At 31.3% G+C, this 19,450-nt stretch carries 23 protein-coding genes; 19 read left to right on the forward strand and 4 right to left on the reverse strand.

Features of this window, described 5'->3' with window-relative positions:
* Positions 1-32 precede the first annotated feature (32 nt).
* Entirely contained in the window at positions 33-1,085 is a 1,053-nt protein-coding gene (locus KFV12_RS02770; protein WP_254257227.1) for a hypothetical protein, read from the forward strand.
* Positions 1,086-1,101: 16 nt separating this feature from the next.
* Here the strand turns inward: KFV12_RS02770 and KFV12_RS02775 are convergent, their stop codons facing one another.
* Entirely contained in the window at positions 1,102-1,494 is a 393-nt protein-coding gene (locus KFV12_RS02775) for a hypothetical protein (protein WP_254257228.1), read from the reverse strand.
* A gap of 248 nt (positions 1,495-1,742) precedes the next feature.
* On the opposite strand from KFV12_RS02775, the gene KFV12_RS02780 reads away from it, so the two are divergent.
* Positions 1,743-2,384, forward strand: a complete 642-nt coding sequence (locus tag KFV12_RS02780) for a hypothetical protein (RefSeq protein ID WP_254257229.1) — start codon at positions 1,743-1,745, stop codon at positions 2,382-2,384.
* 39 nt (positions 2,385-2,423) lie between these two features.
* Here the strand turns inward: KFV12_RS02780 and KFV12_RS02785 are convergent, their stop codons facing one another.
* A complete protein-coding gene (locus KFV12_RS02785) occupies positions 2,424-2,795 on the reverse strand; it encodes a hypothetical protein (protein WP_254257230.1) in 372 nt (123 codons plus the stop codon).
* Positions 2,796-2,906: 111 nt separating this feature from the next.
* Between KFV12_RS02785 and KFV12_RS02790 the strand changes: the two genes are divergently transcribed.
* The 10 genes from KFV12_RS02790 to KFV12_RS02835 all read left to right on the forward strand — a co-directional run bounded on the left by KFV12_RS02790 (position 2,907) and on the right by KFV12_RS02835 (position 12,370).
* Positions 2,907-3,542, forward strand: coding sequence for an endonuclease III domain-containing protein (locus tag KFV12_RS02790; RefSeq protein ID WP_254257231.1), 636 nt, complete (start codon positions 2,907-2,909; stop codon positions 3,540-3,542).
* Between the two features lie 23 nt (positions 3,543-3,565).
* Positions 3,566-4,072, forward strand: a complete 507-nt coding sequence (locus tag KFV12_RS02795) for a DUF6933 domain-containing protein (protein WP_254257232.1) — start codon at positions 3,566-3,568, stop codon at positions 4,070-4,072.
* A 29-nt stretch (positions 4,073-4,101) separates the two neighbouring features.
* Positions 4,102-4,590 (forward strand): hypothetical protein, encoded by a 489-nt coding sequence (locus KFV12_RS02800; protein ID WP_254257233.1) that lies wholly within the window; start codon positions 4,102-4,104, stop codon positions 4,588-4,590.
* Positions 4,591-4,654: 64 nt separating this feature from the next.
* Positions 4,655-5,713 carry a ubiquitin family protein gene (locus KFV12_RS02805; RefSeq protein ID WP_254257234.1) on the forward strand — a complete coding sequence of 353 codons (1,059 nt, stop codon included), beginning with the start codon at positions 4,655-4,657 and terminating at the stop codon, positions 5,711-5,713.
* A 142-nt stretch (positions 5,714-5,855) separates the two neighbouring features.
* Positions 5,856-6,575 (forward strand): hypothetical protein, encoded by a 720-nt coding sequence (locus tag KFV12_RS02810; protein WP_254257235.1) that lies wholly within the window; start codon positions 5,856-5,858, stop codon positions 6,573-6,575.
* 208 nt (positions 6,576-6,783) lie between these two features.
* The gene (locus KFV12_RS02815) at positions 6,784-8,472 is read left to right on the forward strand and encodes a DUF2075 domain-containing protein (RefSeq protein WP_254257236.1); all 1,689 of its coding nucleotides are present in this window, start codon (positions 6,784-6,786) and stop codon (positions 8,470-8,472) included.
* Complete coding sequence (locus KFV12_RS02820; RefSeq protein WP_111714079.1) at positions 8,438-8,749, forward strand: nucleotide pyrophosphohydrolase; 312 nt, start codon at positions 8,438-8,440, stop codon at positions 8,747-8,749. Before KFV12_RS02815 ends, KFV12_RS02820 begins: the two co-directional genes overlap by 35 nt.
* A 333-nt stretch (positions 8,750-9,082) precedes the next feature.
* The gene (gene hutG, locus KFV12_RS02825) at positions 9,083-9,991 is read left to right on the forward strand and encodes a formimidoylglutamase (RefSeq protein WP_254257237.1); all 909 of its coding nucleotides are present in this window, start codon (positions 9,083-9,085) and stop codon (positions 9,989-9,991) included.
* 26 nt (positions 9,992-10,017) lie between these two features.
* Entirely contained in the window at positions 10,018-11,208 is a 1,191-nt protein-coding gene (gene gltS / locus KFV12_RS02830; RefSeq protein ID WP_111714081.1) for a sodium/glutamate symporter, read from the forward strand.
* Between the two features lie 193 nt (positions 11,209-11,401).
* The gene (locus KFV12_RS02835) at positions 11,402-12,370 is read left to right on the forward strand and encodes an aldose epimerase family protein (protein ID WP_254257238.1); all 969 of its coding nucleotides are present in this window, start codon (positions 11,402-11,404) and stop codon (positions 12,368-12,370) included.
* Between the two features lie 213 nt (positions 12,371-12,583).
* On the opposite strand, the gene isaB is transcribed toward KFV12_RS02835, so the two are convergent.
* A complete protein-coding gene (gene isaB, locus KFV12_RS02840) occupies positions 12,584-13,156 on the reverse strand; it encodes an immunodominant staphylococcal antigen IsaB family protein (RefSeq protein ID WP_254257239.1) in 573 nt (190 codons plus the stop codon).
* Positions 13,157-13,404: 248 nt separating this feature from the next.
* On the opposite strand from isaB, the gene KFV12_RS02845 reads away from it, so the two are divergent.
* From KFV12_RS02845 to KFV12_RS02875, 7 genes are all read left to right on the forward strand, one after another.
* Positions 13,405-13,566 carry a hypothetical protein gene (locus KFV12_RS02845; protein WP_240837430.1) on the forward strand — a complete coding sequence of 54 codons (162 nt, stop codon included), beginning with the start codon at positions 13,405-13,407 and terminating at the stop codon, positions 13,564-13,566.
* 317 nt (positions 13,567-13,883) lie between these two features.
* Positions 13,884-14,783: a hypothetical protein gene (locus tag KFV12_RS02850; protein WP_254257240.1), complete on the forward strand. Its 900-nt coding sequence runs from the start codon at positions 13,884-13,886 to the stop codon at positions 14,781-14,783.
* 149 nt (positions 14,784-14,932) lie between these two features.
* Complete coding sequence (locus KFV12_RS02855; protein ID WP_254257241.1) at positions 14,933-15,454, forward strand: hypothetical protein; 522 nt, start codon at positions 14,933-14,935, stop codon at positions 15,452-15,454.
* A 118-nt stretch (positions 15,455-15,572) separates the two neighbouring features.
* Positions 15,573-16,184, forward strand: coding sequence for a hypothetical protein (locus KFV12_RS02860; protein ID WP_254257242.1), 612 nt, complete (start codon positions 15,573-15,575; stop codon positions 16,182-16,184).
* Between the two features lie 136 nt (positions 16,185-16,320).
* Positions 16,321-16,965 carry a hypothetical protein gene (locus KFV12_RS02865; RefSeq protein WP_254257243.1) on the forward strand — a complete coding sequence of 215 codons (645 nt, stop codon included), beginning with the start codon at positions 16,321-16,323 and terminating at the stop codon, positions 16,963-16,965.
* 135 nt (positions 16,966-17,100) lie between these two features.
* Positions 17,101-17,763, forward strand: coding sequence for a hypothetical protein (locus KFV12_RS02870; protein ID WP_254257244.1), 663 nt, complete (start codon positions 17,101-17,103; stop codon positions 17,761-17,763).
* A gap of 146 nt (positions 17,764-17,909) precedes the next feature.
* A complete protein-coding gene (locus KFV12_RS02875; protein ID WP_254257245.1) occupies positions 17,910-18,830 on the forward strand; it encodes a WYL domain-containing protein in 921 nt (306 codons plus the stop codon).
* Positions 18,831-18,878: 48 nt separating this feature from the next.
* Here the strand turns inward: KFV12_RS02875 and KFV12_RS02880 are convergent, their stop codons facing one another.
* A complete protein-coding gene (locus KFV12_RS02880; RefSeq protein ID WP_302054740.1) occupies positions 18,879-19,379 on the reverse strand; it encodes a hypothetical protein in 501 nt (166 codons plus the stop codon).
* Between the last annotated feature and the right edge of the window lie 71 nt (positions 19,380-19,450).

Consider the following 19,450-nt stretch of genomic DNA (forward strand, 5'->3'; position numbering starts at 1 on the left):
ATTTAAGTAAATAAATTTATGAGGAGACCACCATGAAGAAACTGATAGCAGGCGTATTAATTGCATCATCATTAATATACGCACCACAAGTAGATGCGAAATCTAAATCACTTTGTAGCATACCAGGTAAGATGTACGACGCGATATCTATCCATAATGACAAAGATTTAAAAGCAATCAATGCTGGGAAGTACACATTTAAAGGTGTTAAAATTGGTAACACGATGAAATATGTAAAATCAAAGTTAGGTAAACCAGAATCATTTATAGTCACGAAAGATAAAACAGGAACTACCGGTTACTTAATGTACGGAGACTATACGTTAACATTCTATAGCCCGAAACGATTTGTAAGTGATGATACATTGAAGTTAAGTGCAATATCGATAATACTTGAAGAAGCACAGCGTATATTGAAGCGAGACATTGAGTCAGTCGTTGGACCAGCTAAACAATCAAACGTTGAAATAGAAGGTGAAAAGATTGATATATTCAATTACTTGAGTGTACAATATTCACCAATTTCTAAAGGTAAATTAGCTATCATGGTGCATATGATGAAACCTTCATTATATCAATCAGATTCAGTAGTCAGTAAAGATAACTTAGTAGGAAATAAACTTAAAAATTTGAAACCAAAGAAACTTACGACAGCAGAACTTAAAGCATTAAATAATGGTAAGTTTAATTATAAAGGATTAAAGTTTGGTGCTTCACCGGCTACAATTAAGAAAGCAGTTGGCAATTCTAATTCAGATGACTATACGAATGAAGAAGATACACATACTTTAACACAGAGTTATGGCTATAAAGACTGGATTGAGCTGGAATATACCGCAGATAAATGCGACGGAAAGTATATCTCGGATTACTTATCATTCGATTATAGTAAACTGAAAGTTACAGAGAAAGAAATGCGTGCAGCATTAGGTAAACCGTCAGACAGCTATACGGATAGTTATGAAGATGATGAAAAGCCAGGGAAAATGATTTATACAAAGACACTTGAATATAAGCACCTTGACGTTAACTTAGAGAAAGTTGGTAAGACGTATTACGTAGATTATATCGATGTGTATAGATAATAAGAAACACCGTGAATTATTTTTCACGGTGTTTTCTTTTGTCTGATAATGTTAATTTGTATAATGTAATCGTTATGAATAAAATACTAATAATAAGAAACGCAATATAAAGTATACGGCCAAATGTAGACGTTGAAATCATAATACCAACCATACTTAAAATACCGACAAATAAATAACTGAACATCATTAAACAATCGCTAATCAGTAAAACCTTGCGCGTAGATCCGTTGTAGAATAGTTCTACTAAATCTTTAACAATAATAGCAAATAAATTCAGTGCAATGAGGATGTAGATGAGATAATCCTCAAGCGGCGCATCAGCAGTATAATGTTTAAAAATATTCACTGATAGAAATGTAATAACAAAAATATTAATATAAAATAGCAGTTTACTTTTCTTGGTCATTAATAAAGTCCTTTCTATTTTAAACCTTTATATTTCATAATAGATTTTAATTACAGTATACAGCAAACAAGGATTTGGTAGTAGAAAAATAAAATATATAAAATTGCTAAAATTAATAAAAAATATTATAAAAATTGTATAAAAACTGAATGATATAATAATAATTATCTTTAAAGGAATAATATTCAAGTGATATAATATAAGCGTGTTTTGTAATAAAAATAATAAAAAATGAAGAGGGAAGACTAATGAAAAAATTATTATTAACAGGTGTCTCTACAGCAGTATTATTAAGCTCGGCATTCGTTGCAGCACCAAAGGCAGAAGCGGCAACAGAAGCGAATATTAACTACTTAAGTTCATCAGTAGTTAAAAAAGCGAAAGCTGGTAAGTTAACGAAAGATGGTATTCAAATTGGTAAATTGGCTTCATATTACAACAAATCAAATAGATATGAAAAAGATGGTACACGAGAATTTGGAAAAGGTAATGTATATTGGGGTAGCGCAGATGTAGCTTTTGTAGATTTTCAATCAAAAATTTCGTCTTCTAAGCGTAAAGTAACTCGTATTGTTGATAAAAATATTGATGATAAGAGAACTATTGAGCAAGGTGAAATTGAAGGGAAATATGGAAAGCCGTTAATGACGGATACTGTTGTTGGTGATTATGGCGAAGCTAAACGTGTAGATATGTATAAATATATTACTTTCTTCTATGAGTGGGATACAGACGATGATAAAGCACCAATTTTAACAGGTGCAGTTATTATGCATAATAAAACTAAATCAGCGCAACAAAAATGGTTTGATTATGCAACAGGTGAAGCGGATTACACAGCTAATAACATGAATGAATATATCACGTCTAGCGAGTGGGCTGGATTATAAAATAAAAAAATGAAACCTCAAATGCGAGGTTTCATTTTTTTATGTTCTAGTGTTTAAATTTTGCCTTCTATACTTAACGATTGTTACAACGATCATCAGTACACTGATGATGATAAATAAAAAGTAAAGGATTGTATCAAGAGTGTTTACTGCATATTTCATCGCAAAGATACTTAAGATGAATATGCCAATATAGATGATGATATCAAAGATAGTTGAAATAATTAGAGATGATTTCCCGTAAAATAATTCGATTAAATCGTTATTGATTAAGCCTAAAAATGTTAGTGCAATAATCGCATAGATTAAATAATCAGCAGGCGGTGCACCTTGAGATATATGTTTAAAGACGTTAATCGATAAAAATGCTACTAAAAATAAATATACATAGAAGAATAGTTTGTTATTCATAATTTCCTGCCTTTCAATGCTTTCTTGTATTATAACATTGAATGAAGGTTCTCTGAGTTGGAATTTCATTTTGAGGGTAAAGATTTGTAATAGTGTATTGGAGTGAGCGGAATGAAATTAACGATTCAGGAGTTATATGATAAATTGTATGACAATCTCGGACCACAGGGATGGTGGCCGGCTGATAATCCGTATGAGATTATTGTTGGTGCGATTCTTGTGCAGAACACAAACTGGCGCAATGTAGAGCGTTCTTTAAATAATTTACGAGAGAAGACGCAGTTTGATCCGGATAAAATATTGGCGTTAGATCTAGAAACGTTACAAACTTGTATTCAACCAAGCGGGTTCTATAAGAATAAATCAAAAGCAGTGCATAGTATCTTTCAGTGGCTGAAAGAACATGATTATGACTTTAAAGCAATTGACGCAATGTATGTTGAAAGACTACGTAGTGAGTTATTAGCCTTGCCAGGCATCGGACCAGAGACCGCAGATGTATTGCTCGTCTATGTGTTTGACAAGGTCGTGTTTATTCCGGATACGTATACACGTCGTTTGTTTAAATTATTAGGTCACGTTGGAAGTGACAGTTATAAAGGATTGCAGGAAGCAGTTGAATTACCAGCAGACTTTACACCAGAACATGCGCAGGAATTTCATGGATTGCTTGATGAGTTCGGGAAACTGTATTTATCACCAAAAGGTGTGAAGAGTGAGACATTTTTGGATGAATATTTTTGTTAAATTAATATACAGAGGAAAATATTATGATAATCAACCCAACAGCGAAATCAATGCCGTTATTTAGTGCAATACCAAAAGTGAAAGACATTGAAGAAGCAAAAGAATACTGCAATGAGAACCCAATTTATTCATGGCACGCAAATTATTATACGGTGAATCGTAAGAAGATATTGATTCTTGTAAATGATTTAACATTGCTTACAATTGTAATTCAGGATGTGAATGCAGAACGTAAAAAATATCTGGATCATTTAATTCGTGATAGCATCTTTAAAATACTTATGCGTTGTGGCATAGCACCTGACAAAATAGAACGATATATGGATAATGCGAATGAAATGCTTATAGGTAAGGGACATAAGAGAAATATAACCGCTGTTGTAACTCAGCAAATTATGGCGGCTGAAACATTTGAATACCATGAATTATTATGGGCGGAACTTATGGATATTTATAATAACATGATATTTAGTACTACAAATTATGTGAAACCGATTGATAAGACGATAGAAGTGTTTGAGGAGTTATAGAAAAAAATAAATATAAAGAGGTGTTTCCCGTGATGACGATGCCGGATATTTTAGATAAAAAGATAATTAAACGATTAAAGAAAGGGAAATTTCATTATAATGGTGCGAAGCTTACGATGTCGTATAAACAGATCAAGGACAGATTAGGTGATGCACTGGATGATAAGCCAAGCTCTGATTGCCCTGGTAGTAAAATATATGACGCGAAAGCATACCCCGAAGTGATAAGTTTTAGCTTTGCTGGAAAACCTAAATGGAAGAAGAATAAATTAAAGCTAATCACGATTGATTATAATCATTTAGACCAATTTTATGATATAAAAGCGAAAGATATTAGAAAAGCATGGGGAAAACCTGATAAGAAAAAGAAAAATTCTTTCGATTGGGATGATGAAGGAGAATTTGATACGTACACATATCGATATGGACATGCGTGGTTATGGTTTGATAAAGAAAAGAATCTGTTTGCGATGACATACTTAAATAGAAAGCTACAGAAGAAGTGGGCAGATATATAAGAAATTTGTATTTATTTATAAATATAATGCTATAATTGTAAATAAATACAAGGAGGTTGTTGGGATGAAGAAAGCGTTAATATCAGCACTATTGTTAGCAGGTCTTGTGGGTCAGGTCAATATCGCAGATGCACAGGGAGAAGTTAAGCCATGTTACACAGCAAGCAAAGTACAAGTTAAATCACCAAATATCTTAGAAAGTAAGACGATTAATGCAATAAAGTCAGGGCAATACAGCTTTGGTAGTATTAAATTAGATATGACTTATTCAGCAGTGAAGAAAGCTTTAGGTAAACCAAAGATGGAAATGATACAGCAGAATCAATTTGGGAAGATGGTTACTTTAAAATACAATCATTTGACACTTTCTTTATTCTCTAACGACCGCTACGCGAAGACAAATACAGTGAAAGTGATTGGCATTACATATAACTTTCCGAAAGAAAATAGATTTGATATAAAACAATTGCAATCTAAGTATGGTAAAGCTGAAGATATTACAACTGGTGTAAATGATAAAGATGTGAATTACAATAACTACTACTTAAAGTATAAGAAATCAGGTAAATCATGGTTACTCAATTCTATGGATCTAATGACAAAAAATGAACCTGTAATTGATGAAAATACTATGGCAAAGAATAATAAAAAGACGAAAATAGCCCATAATGGCGAGTATACAATTACGAATTCGGATATTAAAAACATGGCTAAAGGAACGTTTGCGTTAAAAGGTGCAAAATTGAATATGACAGCGACTACTGCAACGAAAGCAATAGGACAGGCGCTTGAAGATCGAACAGTTATTACTCCAAAAGGAACAGATGTATTTCAGGAATATGCGTTTGGATCAGTGCATGTAAGATATCAATCTAAAGATTGTGCTTCGTCACCAGGGCTTAATCAGATGATATTTGATTATGATAAACGTGGTCTAACTTTTAGTAAGATTGAAAGCTTAGTTGGAAAAGCAGATCAAACTGTGAATGGTAAAATGGATACTACGTATGTTGGCAATAAAGAAATTAAAGTGAAAACAAGAACAAACACTTACGGTCATTTAATTGCAATAGGTCAGTATTATAAAGGTGCATGGCATGTGACAGAAGTGCAGTATAAATAATTGAATAATTAATAATTGGTGGAAACCAGCTTAGGCTGGTTTCTATTTTTAAACATATGTAAAAAATAATAAGTCTTCTATATACTAAGAAGATTGAAAATAATATAATAATTTCATTAGTTAATTCAAAAGGAGAATATAGATGAAAAAAATAATGTGCTTATTTTTAATATTCGTTGTATTCATAACTGGTTGTGATAATAGTACTGATTCTCAAAAAGAAAATGAAGACTTAAAGCGTGAAACTAAGAAAGATACTAGTAAGGCTAAAAATAAAAAAGAGATTAGTACAATAAACGATAAAAAGAATATTACCAGTACAGTTGAAGATGCTTCTGAAGAAGAAAAAAATTTAGAAAAAAATGTCTCTACGAAATCTTCAGAAGAAGTAACAAAACCTTATATAAATTTAAATAATGTAGTAGATCGAAATATATTGCATAGTATAATTTACAATAATAATTATAATGAATATGAAAAAAGAACGGCATATAACAGTGCTTTAGCAAATGGAATATTACCGCAAGGAAATGTCATAGATGGATTAACAGTAGATGCCTATGAAAGTTCTTTACGAGTGGAAAGTGGAGCTGAAAAATTAGGATATAATCAAAATAACGTTGAACAATCAAATACAACTCGAGATGTTAATGCTGAAATTAATAATGCAAAAACAAAAGATGAATATATTAATGCACTTAGAAAAAAATATAATGGTGGTTTATCATCGGGTGAAATACAAACGATGTATGCTATAGAACAAGGCTACTATGATGGAGATGATGCTGAAGAAGTTTATGAAGAGTTGAAAAGACGTGAAGCGGAAGTAAATGCTGGAATGTATAATCAATATAAAAAATAATTGCATATATAAAACCAATTAAAGATATTCCGAATATTTATTTGATGATTTAGTAAATTACTACAAGAAAATAGTATGAAAATATAATTGATTGGTTAAATGTAAAATAGAAAAATTTTATATTAGTTATAATAGTAGAAGGAAGTATACTAAAGCGATATGATATCAAATGAAGATAGACAACATTTTAACGTAAAGGAGTACATCCGTGGAGAAAGTAAAAATTAATTATTATGACTTTAACACAAACGTATTACCAAATATAAATGATCCAGTATTAGATGGATATCCAATTGTATACATATTAAATAATAATTCAGCTAATCCCGAAGCTTACATTGGTCAAACTGTTCAAGTAAAAAGTAGAATGAAAAATCATTTAAAGAATAAAGATAGAAAGAAACTGGATAAAATGATTCTAATAGGACACGATAAATTTAATCAATCCGCAACTTATGATATAGAAACAAATCTTATTAATCATTTCATCGCTGATGAAAAATATAAGTTACAGAACAAAAGTCAGACTGCACAGCAAATAACACATAATTATTATGATAAATCTTATTATCATTCTGTAATTTTTGATGATATATGGGATAAACTAAGACAAGATGGTATCGTGAAACATACAATTGAAGATATTCGTAATAGAGATGTTTTTAAACTTTCACCATTTAAGGAATTGTCTGAAGCTCAAATGGACCTCAAAACTAAAATAATTGAATTCTGTAATAATCATATCAATGATGATACAAAAGCTGTATTTTTAATCAAAGGAGATGCAGGCACTGGAAAAAGTGTGGTTCTAAGCTCGACATTCAATACACTTCAAGACCTAGCTAAAAATAAAGATTTTCTTTATTTAGAAAATACTCTTGAGAATAATTTATATAACACGAAAAACTATTTACTTGTAAATCACAATGAGATGCTTAAAACTTATGAAACTATTTCTGAAAGTTTACCAAATTTAAAGAAGAGTAATTTCTTAAAGCCAACACCATTCATAAATAAAAGTAAATCTGGAAAAATATCAGCAGATATTACATTAGTTGATGAAGCACATTTATTATTAACAAGATCAGATAACTTTAACGCATTTAAAGAAAATAATCAGTTAGAAGAAATTATTAAGTATAGTAAAGTAACAATTATCGTATATGACGAAAGACAATATTTAAAGATTAAATCTTCATGGACTGAAAATTTATTAAACAGATTATTAAAAGGAACTAATAGCGAACAATTCAGATTAGATAGTCAATTCAGAATGCAGGCTAATCAAGATGTAATTAACTGGTTAGATGCTTTCGTGAACAAGGATATAAAAAGAATACCTTATTCTAATAGTGATGAATTTGAATTTAAAATATATGGTAATGCAGGGGAAATGCATAATGCTATAATTGAAAAGAATAAAGAGTATAAATTATCTAGGGTTGTTTCAACTTTTGATTATATTCATAAGAAAGATGGTAATGATTATTTTGTAGATGAGCCTGACTTTTCGCTAGCCTGGAACAGGACTGATTATAAAAGTACTTGGGCTGAAGAGCCACAGACAATTAAAGAAGTTGGATCAATATATACGATACAGGGATTTGATTTGAATTATGTCGGAGTAATACTTGGCCCATCTATCGGATATGATAAAGAAAATCATCGTTTAAAAATTGATGTTTCCAAGTATAGAGATACTGAAGCATTCAGACAATCTTCTGAAGAGATTAGAACTAAAGAAGAATTATTAAAAATGAAAGAGCAAATTATATTAAATTCGATGAATGTGCTTTTAAAAAGAGGAGTCAAAGGATTATATATTTATGCAAGTAATGAAGAACTTAGAAAAGTATTACTGAATGGGGGTCTTCCGATTGAATCAGGAAATCATTGATTTAATTAATAAGTTTAGAGAAGAACGAAACTGGAATAAATATCACAATCCTAAAGATTTATCATTGTCATTAAGTATAGAAGCGGCTGAACTTCTTGAAAACTTTCAATGGATATCAAGTGAAGAAGCGGTAGAAAAGAATAGAGATAATATTGCAGAAGAATTAGCGGATGTTTTTATATATGGCATACAATTAGCAGAAGAAATGGGATTTGACATAGAAGAGATTATTAGAATGAAGATTAAAAAGAACGGTGAGAAATATCCTAGCAAGTAACCATTAGATATGGATATTTATTGAATATAAATACTTAAATTAAGAAAATAGCTAATGGGGATGATTAAGGAAATGTAAATAGGCTCTAGAACGTATGAATGAATATTCATCGTTTTAGGCCTTTTTCTATTATAGAAATAACTTTCGAAGTAGAATGATTATTGACTAAACTCCAAAAATACTATTAATTAAGATGTAGTATAAGTTATTCCTCATCATGAAATTAATAAAGTTAAAATTATTTTCAGAAAATTTAAATATAATCTTATTATTTTGTGAGACTTATATTAGAATTAAATACAAGGTATTTAAATTTTAGAAGGAGGGAATTATATGTTCCGTCAAACGGATATGAGTATATGGCAAGGAAGATTAGATCATGAATCAGATAATAGTCATTTCAGGATATTTCAAAGTATACATAACAATCCTGATATAGCTTCAGATTATGCGATATTAGGTTACGCAATTGACGAAGGTGTTAGACTCAATAAAGGACGTATTGGAGCTAAACAGGGTCCGGAAGCTATCCGTAGAGCATTTGCTAACTTACCTAATTTAAGTGATCGACAGTTTATTGACTATGGTAATTATTATTGTGAGGATGAATCTTTACTAGATGTTCAGAAACAATTTGGTGATAAAGTTGCGGATATTCTTCATAAACATAAGATGACTTTTCTTATTGGTGGGGGACATGATATTGCGTATGCCCAGTATCTTGGTATGAGAAAATTATATCCAAATGATAGCATTGGTGTTATTAATATTGATGCTCATTTTGATACGAGACATGAAGAATATCCTACATCAGGAACAAGTTTTTCATACATTCTTGAAGATGGACATAATAACGGTTATTTAGTATTAGGGATTCAGAGAGCGGGTAACACTAAAGCATTATTTGAATATGCTGAACAAAAGAATATTGATTATGTTCTAGCTGATGATCTTCAAGGTAATATGAACAGTGTGATAGAAAAAATTGATTCATTCATTGAGCAATATGATCATATTTTACTAACTTTATGTATGGATGTTATTGACAGTGCATATGCTCCAGGTGTCAGTGCTCCAGCTGTTTTTGGATTAACTCCTTTCCAGGTTAATACTATGTTACAAACTGTTATGAAAAGTGAAAAAGTAAATAATTTTAGTATTGCTGAAATGAATCCTGAGTATGATAATGATCAACGAACTGCTAAGTTAATTGCTCAAATAATGCATCGTACTATTTTTTAATTAAAACCAACAAAGGGGTAATAAATATGACAATAACATTAAATGATATTACAACAGTTTTGCTTGCTTTTATTGTATATTTGGTTGGAGAGTTTTTAATAAAAAAATTAAAATTTTTATATCGTTTTGCGATACCAGCGCCAGTAATTGGGGGATTACTGTTTGCTGTAATAGCATGGATATTATCGAGTATGAATATACTAACGTTTAAATTAAATACTGACTTTCAGACTTTATTTATGCTTGCCTTCTTTACGACGATTGGATTAGGCGCTAGTTTTTCATTAATTAAATTAGGTGGAAGATTATTAGTGATCTATTGGTTAGCATGTGGCTTCCTAGCATTAATGCAGAACGTTATTGGTGTGAGCATTGCATCGATGTTCGGAATGCAACCTTTAATGGGAGTAGTTATGGGTGCAGCATCTATGGAAGGAGGACATGGTGCAGTTACGGCTTACGGTTCAACAATTGAAGAAATGGGAGCTACCGGCGCATTATCAATTGGTTTAGCTTCTGCTACATTAGGTTTAATTTCTGGTGGGCTAGTTGGTGGTCCAGTTGTACAAAGTATGATCAGAAAGTTTAATTTAAAGCCAACTGAAGAAAGTACAGAATTGAATACCCATTATGAAAGACACGAAAGTATTGATTCAAGTCAATTTATCATGACCTCAGCTGTTATTGCATTTTGTATGGCGATTGGTTCATTACTCGGAGAGTGGTTTACTAATGTAACAGGATTTGCATTACCTGGTTATGTAGGAGCTATGTTTTTAGCGGTTATTGTAAGAAATGTTATTGAAGGGATTAAACCTGAAATTATTAACCTCAAAATTAATAGTATGATTGGCGATATAACACTTGCTGTGTTCTTATCAATGGCGTTAATGAGTATTAATTTTGCTGAAATCTCAGGAAACGTAGTACCAATTTTTGTCACACTTATCGCTCAAGTACTATTTATTGTATTGTTCGGTCGATTTGTATTATTTAATTTATTAGGTAAATCATTCGATAGCGCAATTATGATAGCAGGGTTTTTAGGACATGGATTAGGAGCTACTCCTAATGCGATGGCAAATATGGATTCTGTTACTAAACAGTTTGGTCCTTCAAGAAAAGCGTTTTTAATTGTACCAGTCGTAGGTGCATTTTTAATTGATATATTTGCAGTACCGATTATTATTACAACTATGAATATGTTTGGAAATTAGTTGTTAAGTTTTATTGTCCTCAAAAATTTTATTTTTGAGGATTTTTTTTAAATATATAAATAAATTATATGATGAATATTGAAAATAGATTAATTAAATAATTTATTATCTTAATAACGGGTATATTCATTTAGAAATTAAAAATATATTTTGGTGAGAATGACTTAAATTTATAAATTAAGGTGTGAACACATTGAATAATCAAGGATACAAAACTTACACAATTTCAAATAACCAAATAACAATTGAATTAACAAATCTAGGTGCAATTATGAAAGGAATTTTAGTTCAACATAATAAAAAAGAAATAGATATTGTTCTTGGATTTGATAAAGAACAGGATTACTTCGAAAATGATTCAACTTATTTTAGTGCTGTAATTGGTCGTAATGCCAACAGAATAGAAGATAGTGTGTTTACATTAGAAGGTAATAAGTATCAATTAGAATCAAATGATGGTGATAATAACTTACACAGTGGTTCAGAAGGCTTCAACAAGAGAGTATGGGATGTTAAATCATATGATGATCGCAGTATTACTTTTTCAATTCTTAGTCCTCACTTAGATCAAGGATTTCCTGGGGAATTAAAGATGGAAGTAACATACGCACTTAATGACGATAATGCGCTAGAAGTGACTTACAAAGGTCAAAGTGACAGATTAACTGTATTTAATCCGACGAACCATAGTTATTTCAATTTAAATGGGCATGATAGTGGTGACGTTCTACATCACGAGTTATGGCTAAATAGTCATAAATACAGTGAATTAAATGATGAAAGTATTCCTACTGGTAAACAGATAGAAGTGACGGATACGAATATGGACTTCACAGAATTGAGAAAGTTCTCAGAAGATAAGACGGATGAATATGATGATAACTTTATTTTAAATAGTAATGATATTCATCAGAAAGCTGCAACGCTTATTGGTGATGTTACTGGTATACAGATGGATGTTTATACGAACAGTCCATGTATTCAACTTTATACCGGAAATGGTCTAGATGATGTATATGGCAAGAATGGTACGGTTTATAACAAACATAGTGGTGTGTGTTTAGAAACACAATTTGAGCCGAATAGTGTAAATTCAAATAATCCACCTTTAATTGATGGTGAGCTAGAATATAAAACGATTTATAAGTTTTCGGGATTTTAATATAGATCTAGACTGTGAAATATGCTGCAAGTCTGATTAAATAATTGAAATCCGCTTATATGTAATGTATCGATTAACAAGAAACGCTTCAAGTGGGGTTAGTATATCTAACCCCACTTGCAGCGTTTTTTATAAAATATAATCCACTCGTACACAAGCCTTTCTATTGGTTATACGAGAGGAGAAGAATTAATGGTTTTTCTCTGAATCTATTTAATAATCTACTTTATCACTGTTACTAGCAAAGAGGAAGATATCAGTCACTTTGCCTTTTTGATCGAAAGAGAATGATATTTCGCCGTACTTTGTAGGCACAGCTAAGCCTGTAATTTGTGAGTCGTCTGATTGAGTTCTTGTAGCTACCTGACCTAGGTATGCTTTCTCAATTGTCTGTATTGAAATTTTACCTTTTTTAACTGGTAAATATATGCCGATAATTTTTCCGTCTTTTTTAAATGCAACAGTATCGTGTTTTTTCACTAAATATTTCTTATCAAACTTTTTCTTATACTTAAAATCATGATACGCCTTAATTACTGGTTTTAGGTTTGTTTTCCCGAGCTGTGTCGTTACTTTCCATCCATTAATTGTTACATTACTTTGTTTCACAGCATTAATGAAATGTTTATCTGTTACAAATTGATAGCTATCTCCAGTGTAACCGTTCCATTTGTAATAAGGCTTAACTGATTTAGCAGTTGTTGTCTTAGCATCAACGGTTTGCACACCGTTCATAGTCATCAGTAAAGTTGTTGCAATCCCTAAACTTAATATCACTTTCTTCATTATAAATCCCTCTTTTCTGGCGTTTTTTAAACCCTATAATGTTATTTCTATTTTATTATAATACATTTTTTTACATTATGGAATTATTTATCTATTTGAGTATGCTAGTAAAATTATGTTTATTTTCTTGAAAACAATTTATATTTATAGATATAAGTGATAAATGAGGTGTTCATATGACTGAAAAAAAGTTGAATCAAATTTTAGAAAACTAGGAGCGTATTGAAAAACGATTAGAGAATATTGAAATGTTGCTTGTAAATCTTGCAACGTCTTTCGGTGAAGTTGAAGAATACGTTGATGTGTCATTTAAATATGATTTAATTCAGGAAAAATATGCTGATAATCATTTATTTCAAAAATTTTTACGTGACTTAGAGGAAGAGATGGATGAAGATCTACCGTTTTAATTGATTGTTATAGAAGATTAACGTAATAAAATATGCTATAATATTTCTATCACTCGTAATTCTTCAGCAAGCGTGACCCGCATTCGTATGATTGCGACCATAAGCTACGTGTAATCGTAGCCGCCCTGGAGTGGAGGATACATTAATTAGATTATTATGAGATTATATAGATGAACGCCTTTCAAATTGATTGGAGGGTGTTTTTTTACTATGTGACACATATATATTAAATTTGATTATTTTATAAAATTTTCTAGAATAATTAAGCGCTACCATTTATAATTTTTATAATAAATATTATGAATGAGGTGGCATATATGGTTAAAAAAGGTATTGCAGCATTATTATCTGTTGGATTATTAGCAAGTCCGGTACATGTTACAGAAGCCAAAACAGCAAATGCACCATATTTAATGTATCAAATTACAACAGCAACAGGTTTCGTTAATGGTTCTGGTGATGAATATGCAACGGCATATGTTTATCGAGGTAATGTAAAACTAGGAAGCACAAAAACAAGTAAATATGGATACTTTCATATACCAATTAGTGCCCCGAAAAAAGGTCAGGTTTTAACTGTATTTACAGTGAAAAACGGTGTGAAGAGTAAAGTTATAAAATTTAAGGTAACTAAAACAAACACAAAAGTTAAGCAAAAGAGTTTAAAGAAGTTTACTACTGAAGATAAAAATAAAATCAATAAAGAAATGTATAGATATTTAGCAGCTTATGCAAAGAAACATAAGAAAGGAGTTTCAGATTACTATTTCTCTCATGGTTCAGCAGGTTACGGAGACTGGTATGCAATCACTGATCAAGGGTCAGTACAGACACAAGATAACAATTACCCAGGATATTACGGATTTCCGTTACATGATGTAGGTGGTTTTATTATGTATACACCAAAGTCAGGTCAATATGGTATTGAAAGAAATCATTATGAAAAGATTACAGGTTTTGGTGGACTACATGAACTGTATAAGCCAAATACATCTGCTGTTAAATATATGATGGCTGATAACGGTAAAGTTTATGAAATTAAAGGAACGACAAATAACACGAGCGGGTTATATATTCACCCGGCAACAGGATTTGGTGAACTGACTGATAAAGGGACTTATGGACAGTATGGTCCAACTGTAAAGTTTAAACCGACGACTAATAAAGCATTGCAACAAAAGTATACAAGTGTGATCAAAAAGTATGTCAAAAAATAATTATAAAAATATGTGTCATTGAGTAGATAAAAAAACAGAAATTCCGTTCGGAGTTTCTGTTTTTCTTAAAATTACCTTAATAATCATCGAAAGCCGATTCTAATCTTATAACTCCATGATATGATGAGCGTAAGATTAGGAGGAGTAATATGGGATATATTCTAATTATGGTAGGTATTTTAATATGTAGCATGCTCATTTTAGTATTCGCCAAGTTACTGCATTTTTTGATTAAAGAAAGATTAAAGCTACAAACGATTTATACAGCTTTAATGGTAATCGTACTACTGCCATTACTTACAATATTGATTTATAATGAAATCGGAAACTATTGGTCTAACCCTACTCAAGAAGATTCCAAACGATTGGGAGAGATGATTGTAAAGACAATCAATAGCCCGGATTATAAAAAGATTGCGCGTAAAGAGACAATTTATGCGATTGAACCTATGATGTCACGTTTTAACCGTCCGAAAGATTCTTATTTATATGAAGTAAATGTCGCGACAGACAAAGATACATATACTTTTTCTTGTGATGAGAATGCATGGGTGAAAGCACCTAAATGTAAGAAGATAAGAGTCGGTGGATGGGGCGGAGCATTTTATTATGAAAATGGTCATACCTTCTTCAAAGGATATAAAGGCTTTAAAGATGGAAAGGAGCAATGATAGTCACTATCTGAGGCATATAAATATCCCCAAAATAATCATTCAAAAGTGACTGCTAAAAGATGGATTACATACTACATTACAGTTAAGTGATAATATAAACAAAGGGGGTTAACAGATGAAAAAAGTTTTAGTATCGACACTTGCTGCTGGGTTGTTATTGTCATGTTGTTCTTTTAATGAAGCAAGTGCAGCAACGAAATATAATTTAACATCAAAGTCAGTTGCGGATAAGATTAAACACAGTACTTTAGCACCAAACGGTATTAAGATAGGTAAGAAACTGAAAGAATATCGTTTCAAGAAAGCATATACATTAATGCAATCGACTCATGGAGGTTATTCACCACTAAATCCACCGACAAGATTAATAGATGAAGTAAGTACAGTTGGTGCAACAGGATTCTCAGACTTACAAGAGCATATTTCTTTTGGAAATCGTAAGGTGAAACGTATTGTATTATCAAATTATTATAATACAAATATGAATGCGATCCGTAAGGTCTATAAGAAACCTGTTCTATCAGTTACGAGCAGATCGAATATGGGTGGAATTGATATTGTTCAGGACCATTATAAGTTTGCAACGTTTGTATATACGAAGTTTGATAAGAAACTGATTAGTGTACATTTAAATAACTTTAAAACAACTGCTGAGATTAAGAAATTCAGCAAAGTACTTAAGACCAAAGAATACTATCCAGCAATTAAGAAAAGTGAATGGAAGTAAAGACTGAAGTCCAGATGAAAATCTGGGCTTTTTTTGTGGTAAAAAGTTAATTCAGTAAGACAAAATTTGTCTGAAAATGAATATATAATTTATTAAGTACATAATACTTAAACAAAATACATAGAGGTGAATGGCAATGAAAAAAATGTTAACAGTTATTCTTGCAGGGTCGATGTTAGTAGGATTAACAGGAACACATGATGCAGAAGCGGGTACAAAATTAAACTTATTAAGCAAGTCGACAATCAGTAAGGCTAAAGCTGGTAAGCTTACTCTTGATGGTGTTCAATTAGGGAAATCTATTGGTTATTATAAAGGTAAGAAAGGATATAGAATTTATGAACTACCTTATTATCCTCTTAATAAAGACGTCGATTGTGTTGTGACAGGTAAGTATGGGGAAGGAATTGCTCACTTTACATCTCATAGACCTATTAATAAAAGGTATATTACACAATTAACATACTCACCAAAAACTGAAAAATATAATATCTCTACCATTAGAAAGTATTATGGTAAGCCGATAACTAGTGCATATTATGGTTATACAATGGATGGAACTGTGGAACTAAAAGTTGATTACTATAAGAACGTTAGATTTCAATATTTAAGACATGTTGATATGGTTACGAAGAAACGTTTAACACCATATATATTATATAAAGCTCAATTGACGAAAAGTAATACCTTGCAAAAAGTTTATGGGTGGAAAAGAATTGATAAAAAATATGGAATTTTTTCAGGAGGACCGGCAGTTTTAACTAAAAGTGAATGGAAATAATGTTATAAATCTCAGGGAATTATTATTGAGATTCTCATAATAAAGAGAACCATAAAATACTTCGGAACCGACAGAAACTGACTTATTAGGTTGTTATGATGAAATTGTATTGATTAACTGTAGAGGAGAATGACGATGAAGAAATTATTAGTTTCGAGTGTTGCAGTCGGTTTATTAGTAAGTGGATTAGTAAGTGTAAATGAAGCGGAAGCAGCAAAAGCGAATATTGATTATTCAAATCCAAGTGTTGCGAAGAAAGCTAAAGCTGGGAAACTGTCTATGGATGGATTTGTGATCGGTGCGAAAGCTTGGAAATACAATAATTCACAATATTATAGAGATGGTTTCAGAGAATTTTGGCCAGAATCACAAGATGGCTATCATCCAAATGATGATGATGAAGATGATGTTGCTTACGTTGATTTTCAATCTTCAAGTAAAATAAGTAGTAAAAATAAAAAAATTACACGTATTGTTGATAAAAATATTAGAAAATTTAGAACAATTTACAGATCTAAAATGTTAAAGGTATATGGTAAACCTTTAAGAACTCAAACAACTATTGCACCATATCATTATGACTATTCAAGAGTTGTAGATGTTTATAAAAATATTACATTCTTTTATTCATATAGAGAAGGTGACAATGAGCAGCCAATGTTATCAAGCGCAGTTATTTTCCATACGAAAAATAATTCTGATTTAGAAAAATGGTATTATTATGCAGCAAATGATGCTGGATCTAATGGAAATAATATGACCGAATATATCAGTTCAAGCAAGTGGGCAAGTTACTAAGTTCAATATACTTATAGATAGAAATATACATCACCGAGACTTTTGTCTCGGTTTTTTCATTTTCTGATAGACAAAAATTATATTATGCTCCATTATATTAATTATCATATAATAATTAAATATAATATAAATTTGAGGTAGCATAGATGGAACAACACTTTGATAACAAATCGGCAGCAATGTTAGACTTATATTTTTTACTGAATAATAATAAGTATGTTACTTTAGATTATTTAATGCGCAGGTATAATCGTACAGAAAGATCGGTATTACGTTATGTGAAAGGGTTAGAAAATTTTATTAATGCAAGTGAACGTGAGTTAGATGAGCACGCTGAGCTAAGCAAGATTGATTATTTAAGACATAAAGGTGCGTATACATTAGTCTCTCCTCAAGTGGATGATCACACTGCGGCGTTATTAAGCATGCTGATTCAGATTAAAAGCTTAACGCCGTATTTATCTAAAGAAACAATAGAATTTGTTAAGAGTACGTATAAGACACATAATATTAAACAGCATTATATCCATGCGTTTATGAAAGATTTTGAGATGGATCAGGAAGTGTTCCCGCCACACCTTTTAGAAATTCAGGAAATGATAAATAATCATGTAAAGATGAGTGTGACTTATTATGATGAGGATGGTAATGAGATAACTGAGCGTGGAATCACTCCGATTCGTATTTCATACCAGTATTATCACTTCTATTTGCATTATTTCTATAAAGGTAAAGTGAATACCTTAAAGATGATTGACATTATACAGGTGAAGCAATATGGTAAGAAGGAAGCGGAAAGAGAATTTGATACGAAATCAAAGCTTATTTTAGAAATTGATGCTTCATATTTTCAGACGTTTAAAGAAGAGAATCCTGTGATTAAGCGTGAGTATTTAAGATTACCAAACGGGAACTATAAAATTGCAGTGAATATGACAGAAGAGGATGTTTATTTTCTGTGTTATCGTGTGTTCCCACGTGTAAAGATATTAGAACCTGTTGAGTATGTAAATTCATTTAAGAACAAGATGAAGGGTCTATATATGATGTATGAGGAAAGTGAGTAACATTTTTTCTAAATAAAACCCGACAGTGCCATCCACTGTCGGGTTTTGTTATGCATTTAGCAATTCATACGCCCCGGCTGTTACTGCCAGGTCATAATATGCGGCGCCAACTGATTTAAAGATGGTTACGCCTTCTGTTTCATTTTTGTCAGTTAAATCTTTTAATAACGTTGCCTGGTTGAAATCGAAATGCCCGTCTTGTTCAGCCTGAATGAATTCTCCTGCTTCATGCTGTGCACCATGTAAATCATCCAGGACAATTGTGTCTGCGTGCTTGATTGATGCTGTATCGATTTCTCGCATTTCAGGTAAGTATGATCCGACACCATTAATGTGTACGCTTGCTTGGAGGTCTTTATGGTCAAAGACACTTTCTTCTGAGCGTGTGGCACAGTTTATGATATCGGCATTTTTAACAGCTTCTGTTACATTCTCGAACACTTGAATGTCACTTGTAACACCAAAGTCTTCAAGCTTTTGTTTAAAGTCTTTCGCTTTCTCATAAGTTCTATTATAGAGATTAATCGTCTTTATATTCCTTACTTCAATAACCCCCTAAAACTTTCTTTTCTAATTTTTTCTCCATACATTTCTCCCCTATGTTGTGCATGAAATTAAAC

The organism is Macrococcus epidermidis (genome assembly GCF_024205965.1).
GTDB lineage: Bacteria > Bacillota > Bacilli > Staphylococcales > Staphylococcaceae > Macrococcoides > Macrococcoides epidermidis.